At 62.7% G+C, this 4,703-nt stretch carries 7 protein-coding genes; 2 read left to right on the forward strand and 5 right to left on the reverse strand.

Annotation, left to right across the window (positions count from 1 at the left end; translation table 11 throughout):
- Together WB785_RS07990 and WB785_RS07995 are read right to left on the reverse strand one after the other, a co-directional pair.
- A partial coding sequence (locus WB785_RS07990; RefSeq protein ID WP_424078309.1) for a hypothetical protein occupies positions 1–288 on the reverse strand: 288 nt, incomplete at its 3' end.
- Positions 289–359: 71 nt separating this feature from the next.
- Positions 360–584 (reverse strand): hypothetical protein, encoded by a 225-nt coding sequence (locus tag WB785_RS07995; protein WP_424078311.1) that lies wholly within the window; start codon positions 582–584, stop codon positions 360–362.
- A 151-nt stretch (positions 585–735) separates the two neighbouring features.
- Here WB785_RS07995 and WB785_RS08000 point away from each other — a divergent pair, with 151 nt between their 5' ends.
- The gene (locus WB785_RS08000) at positions 736–1,935 is read left to right on the forward strand and encodes a TetR/AcrR family transcriptional regulator (RefSeq protein WP_424078316.1); all 1,200 of its coding nucleotides are present in this window, start codon (positions 736–738) and stop codon (positions 1,933–1,935) included.
- Here WB785_RS08000 and WB785_RS08005 read toward each other — a convergent pair.
- The 3 genes from WB785_RS08005 to WB785_RS08015 all read right to left on the reverse strand — a co-directional run bounded on the left by WB785_RS08005 (position 1,910) and on the right by WB785_RS08015 (position 4,109).
- Entirely contained in the window at positions 1,910–2,185 is a 276-nt protein-coding gene (locus WB785_RS08005) for a hypothetical protein (protein ID WP_424078312.1), read from the reverse strand. The two genes, WB785_RS08000 and WB785_RS08005, sit on opposite strands and share 26 nt — an antisense overlap.
- Before the next feature lie 8 nt (positions 2,186–2,193).
- On the reverse strand, positions 2,194–3,678 hold the full coding sequence (locus WB785_RS08010; RefSeq protein WP_424078314.1) for a flavin-containing monooxygenase: 1,485 nt from the start codon (positions 3,676–3,678) through the stop codon (positions 2,194–2,196).
- Between the two features lie 77 nt (positions 3,679–3,755).
- Positions 3,756–4,109, reverse strand: coding sequence for a MerR family transcriptional regulator (locus tag WB785_RS08015; protein WP_424078315.1), 354 nt, complete (start codon positions 4,107–4,109; stop codon positions 3,756–3,758).
- A gap of 145 nt (positions 4,110–4,254) precedes the next feature.
- On the opposite strand from WB785_RS08015, the gene WB785_RS08020 reads away from it, so the two are divergent.
- Positions 4,255–4,703: Hsp20/alpha crystallin family protein (locus WB785_RS08020; protein WP_424078318.1), on the forward strand; the 449-nt coding region annotated here is incomplete at its 3' end.

Here is a 4,703-nt window from a genome sequence, read left to right on the forward strand (position 1 = left end):
GGTGTGGACCCAGCTGGCAACCAGGCCGGTGAGGATCAGCCATCCGAGGACGACAACCGGGATCGCCCAGATGCGGCGCAGCAATAGCGCCGTACCGCATTGCGCGACTAGACCGTCGCCCTTGGCGTCGGCGGCCTGCGACAGATTCGCGCTGAAGCCTCTGCCGCAGGAGATCTGCATCCCGTACTCGTCGTACTGGCTCAAGTACACCGGAAACCAGAGCGCCATCAGCCCGATCACGACCAACAAGGCGCCCACGATGCCGAGGGATAGCTGACGATTGCTCACAGACTTCCTTTCGTGAGTTATGTGAATGCAGGTATTGCCCGTGGTCAGCGACGGCCCGGCGGTTTCAGCGCTCATGTCATGCATACATCCGAGAACAGCAGCACCGGCCAGGACGCGATCGAGCCGAGGAACGACACCACCAGGTCGACGCCGTGCATGTGCTGCAAATGCGCTGTGTGTGTCATCGACCAAATGGTTCCTACCACTAAATAAGGCGTACCAAGAATGATGGCGAGCCCGATCAGCTCGGCGATCGTGAGCTGGTAGCCAAGGACGCGACGAACCCGTTCCAGCATGCGCAGCTACCTCTCGCAAACGGCCCACAACCTCTTGGTCGAGCATCAATTATGTTAATGGAGATTCTGACTCTGCGGTAGGTTATTTGACCGCTGATCTGCACGCTAGGGTGAGGCGGTGACGACCGCGCCCATCGAGCCTGTGGCTGCTGTGCGCCGACGGCCCAAAGACCGTAAGGCGCAGATCGCCCGGGCGTCCGCTGAGTCGTTCAGCGCGCTCGGCTACCACGCGGTCAGCATGGAAGCCATCGCGGCCAAGGTCGGGATCTCCGCACCCGCGCTGTACCGGCATTACGCGAGCAAGTACGACCTGTTCCGCGGCGCGGTCCTGGCTCTGGGCCAGCAGCTGGTCGACTGCACCGATTTCGCCGACGCCGAGCCCATGGCTGCCGACCCGGCTGCGACCTTGGACCGACTGGTCGAGGCACTTATCGACGTGACATTGGCCAATCGCGAGTCCGGCGGGCTATATCGGTGGCAAGCCCGTTACTTGCACAGCGAAGACCAATCCACGCTGATGGACCAGTTGCGAGTGGTCAACCGACGAATCCAACGGCCGCTCATGGTGATTCGGCCGGCCTTAACCTCGTCGCATCGGTGGATGCTGTCCTCCGGGCTGCTCAGCGTGATCGGCAGCATCGTCGACCACCGGGTTGCGCTACCCCCCGACGAGATCCGCGCGCTGCTGGCGCAGGCCGCGTCGGCACTACTGCGCGCCGAGCTCCCGAAGCCGGCGGATGCGCTGAGCCGACCTGCGTCGTGGCGGATCTTCGAATCGGACACCGGGGTCTACGAAGCGCTGTTGCAGGCGTCGATGGTGTTGTTCAACGCCAAGGGCTACCCCGAGACCAGCATGGCGGAGATCGCCTCGGCCGTTGGCATCCCGGTATCCGGGATCTACCGGTATTTCCCCGGCAAGTGCGACATCCTCTCGACCGGGTTGCGCCGCGCGGCCGACCGGGTTTCCGGCCGCTTGTCGGCGATCCTGACCGGTCTCGCCGAACCGCGTCAAATGCTCACCTTGTTGATCGAGGCTTACGTGGCAACGTCGTTCGCTAACCCAGACCTGGCGGCGATCTATTACACGGAGCGGGTCAACCTGACTCGGGTGGACCAGGAGTTGTTACGCAGCGTGCAGCGCTCGACGATCGATGCCTGGATGCGTCTGTTGGCATCAGCCCGCCCGACGCTGACGCCGACGCAGGCGCGGATTTTGGTGCATGCGGCGATGGCCCTGGTCGTCGACGTTGGGCGGCTGGTGCACTATGAGCACCCGGCTGACAACTCCGCTTACCCGCAGGCCTGCGTGCGAAAACTGATGGGGGCTACGCTGTTTGGGAGCGGCGAATAGCATTCCCGCCGAGATAGGCGAGATATCCGATCAACCCGACGATGGCCAGGCTGCGGGTCTGCCGACTGCTGAAGCTCAGCCCCAGCACCGTCTCGATGCTGCCGTTGGTGTAGATGTGCTGGCGGGTGCCGCGAGGGAACACCGGCTTGACGATTGGCTCCCACAATCGCGGGCTGGTGAAGTGCGATACCCCGGCGCCGGCCAACGCCAAACCGGAGAAGCGGGCGAGACGGTTGCTTTTGCGAGACATGCTCCTCCTCAGGCGATTACGTAGTCGCTCAGCGGGAAGCGCGAGCCGTCCCGCACGGCGTTACGCACCGACGTAGGTCGTAACAGGGTCGCCTCACCGCTGTGGTTGAAGTAGTAGGACCGCGACGTGGCACAGTCACCGGCGTAGAACACCGAGCTGTCCAGGTTTTTGGTCATCCGGTCCAGGAAGCGTGCGTTGGCCTCTTCGGTGATCTCGAAGGTGGTTGCGCCCCTGCGCTTCACCTCGCCCAGCAACCGGTCCATATGCCGCATCTGGTATTCCATGGTGTTGAAAAACGACAGTCCGGAGAAGGCGTACGGGCTTGCCAGGCTCAGATAGTTGGGGAAGTAAGGCATCGACACGCCCTGGTAGGCCTGGAACCTGTTCTCCCGCCACCACTTTCCCAAGTTTCTACCTTCGCGGCCGACCACCTCGATGGCTGGGAAGTTGGCGTCCCACAGATCGAATCCGGTGGCCAGCACCAGGGTGTCGATTATGGCCTTGTGTCCGTCGTTGGTGACGATGCCATCCGGCTCGATCCGGTTGATGCCGCTGGTCTCCAGGTGCACATGCGGTTTGGTGAAGCTGCGGTAATAGTCGTTCGACCAGCTCGGCCGCTTGCAGCCGATGTCGTAGTCGGGGGTTAGTTTGCGGCGCAACTCCTTGTCTCGGACCTGCACGAACCGGTGCATTTTGCAGACGTCCATTCCGCCGATGGACAGCCGCCGGAAGTAGCGGTAATTCAGCACGGCGGTGAGCGTCATGAACTCCAGCAGGTTGTCGGTCACCCAGCGCACCGCCCGCTGAGTGAGTGGGATTCGGGCGAACAGCCGTTGCAGGGCCGGCGCGATCCCGAAGTCCAGCTTTGGTGCCACCCAAATCGCGGTGCGCTGATACACCGTCAAGTCGGCGACTGTCTTTGCTAATTCGGGAATGAGCTGGATCGCGGTGGCGCCGGTGCCGATCAAGCCGACCCGACGACCGGTGAAGTCGTGGTTGTCGTCCCACGCGGTGGTGTGCACGACCTTGCCGTCAAAGCTGGTGATGCCGGGGATGTCCGGGGTGTGCGGTTGCGAAAGAAAGCCGGTGGCGGTGATCAGGAAGCGAGTGGTCAGCGTTTCGCCGTCTGCCAGCGCGACCTGCCACAGCTGCGCGTCCTCGTCCCAGCGCGCACTTTCCACAATCGTGTTGAACCGCATGTGACGGCGTACGTCGTATTTGTCGGCGACATGGTTGGCGTACCGCTTGAGCTCCGGGCCGGTGGCGAACAACCGCGACCAGTGCGGGTTGGGCTCGAACCAGTAGGAATAAGTCGTCGACGGGATGTCGACGGCCAGACCCGGATAGCGGTTGACGTGCCAGGTTCCACCCAAGTCGGCCTCGCGGTCGAGGATGGTGAGGTTGTCGAACCCGAGGCGCTTGAGCTGGATGGCCGCCCCGATGCCGCCGAAGCCGGCACCCACGACGACGACATCGAGATGCTCCGAACTCATGAAAAGACCGTACCTTACTTCAGAGTAAGTTTGTAGTTGGCGGACGCCGCCTCGATGATATCGAGCCTGGTGAAAGCTCAGCCCCCGCGGGTTTCGGGTTTGGTGCCCTTCGTTGCCTTCGTGCGAGTAGCCGGGAAGGCCTGGCTGGCGGCGAGCAACTCCGCATTGTCGTCTTGCAAATCGAGGATGCGCGCGATGCCGGCGAGGTTGACACCAGCGGCGACCAACTCGCTGATGCGCTGCAATCGGGCCAGGTCGTCGGCGCTGTAGCGGCGGGTACCGCCGTCACTGCGGGATGGGGTCAACAAGCCGTGACGCTCGTACAGGCGCAACGACTGCACCGGGATGCCGGAGAGTTCGGCGGCCACCGAGATGCCGTAGACGCCTTGGTTCGGGGTAGGCAGGCCTGGCGTATCTGGTCGATCGATCATGCGAAGGTCATCCTTGGCTGTGTTTACAAGAAACCTTTGTACCACGCTTGCGCGATTCTCGGATGCGTGCTATATCAAATCTATGCCTGTTGTCACAGGTTATGGATGACATCCTGCAGTGGATTTTCAGTCGGAGGTGACCACCATGCTGATGCGTACCGACCCATTCCGCGATCTGGACCGCCTCACCCAGCAAGTGCTGGGCACTGCCGCCCGTCCGGCGGTGATGCCGATGGATGCGTGGCGTGAAGGCGACGCGTTCTTCGTCGAGTTCGACTTGCCGGGCATCGATCAGGAATCGCTGGACCTCGATATCGAACGCAATGTGGTGACTGTCCATGCGGAGCGCCCCGCCGTCGATCCGAATCGCGAGATGCTGGCGACTGAGCGGCCGCGCGGGGTGTTCAGCAGGCAACTGGTGCTGGGCGAGAACCTCGACACCGACCGGATCGAGGCCTCATACCAAGAGGGGGTGCTGCGGCTACACATTCCGGTGGCGGAAAAGGCCAAGCCCCGCAAGATCACGATCGGCCGCGGTGACGGACAAACCGCCCTCAACGGCAACACCGCCAAGCGTGAGGTGATCGACGCCTG

This window comes from Mycobacterium sp. (assembly GCF_049585075.1).
In the GTDB taxonomy this organism is placed as follows: Bacteria; Actinomycetota; Actinomycetes; order Mycobacteriales; family Mycobacteriaceae; genus Mycobacterium.

Excerpts from the sequence above, each read along its gene's own strand:
- WB785_RS07995 (WP_424078311.1), bottom strand. The coding sequence starts at position 584 with ATGCTGGAACGGGTTCGTCGCGTCCTTGGCTACCAGCTCACGATCGCC.
- WB785_RS08005 (WP_424078312.1), bottom strand. The coding sequence starts at position 2,185 with ATGTCTCGCAAAAGCAACCGTCTCGCCCGCTTCTCCGGTTTGGCGTTG.
- WB785_RS08010 (WP_424078314.1), bottom strand. The coding sequence starts at position 3,678 with ATGAGTTCGGAGCATCTCGATGTCGTCGTCGTGGGTGCCGGCTTCGGC.
- WB785_RS08015 (WP_424078315.1), bottom strand. The coding sequence starts at position 4,109 with ATGATCGATCGACCAGATACGCCAGGCCTGCCTACCCCGAACCAAGGC.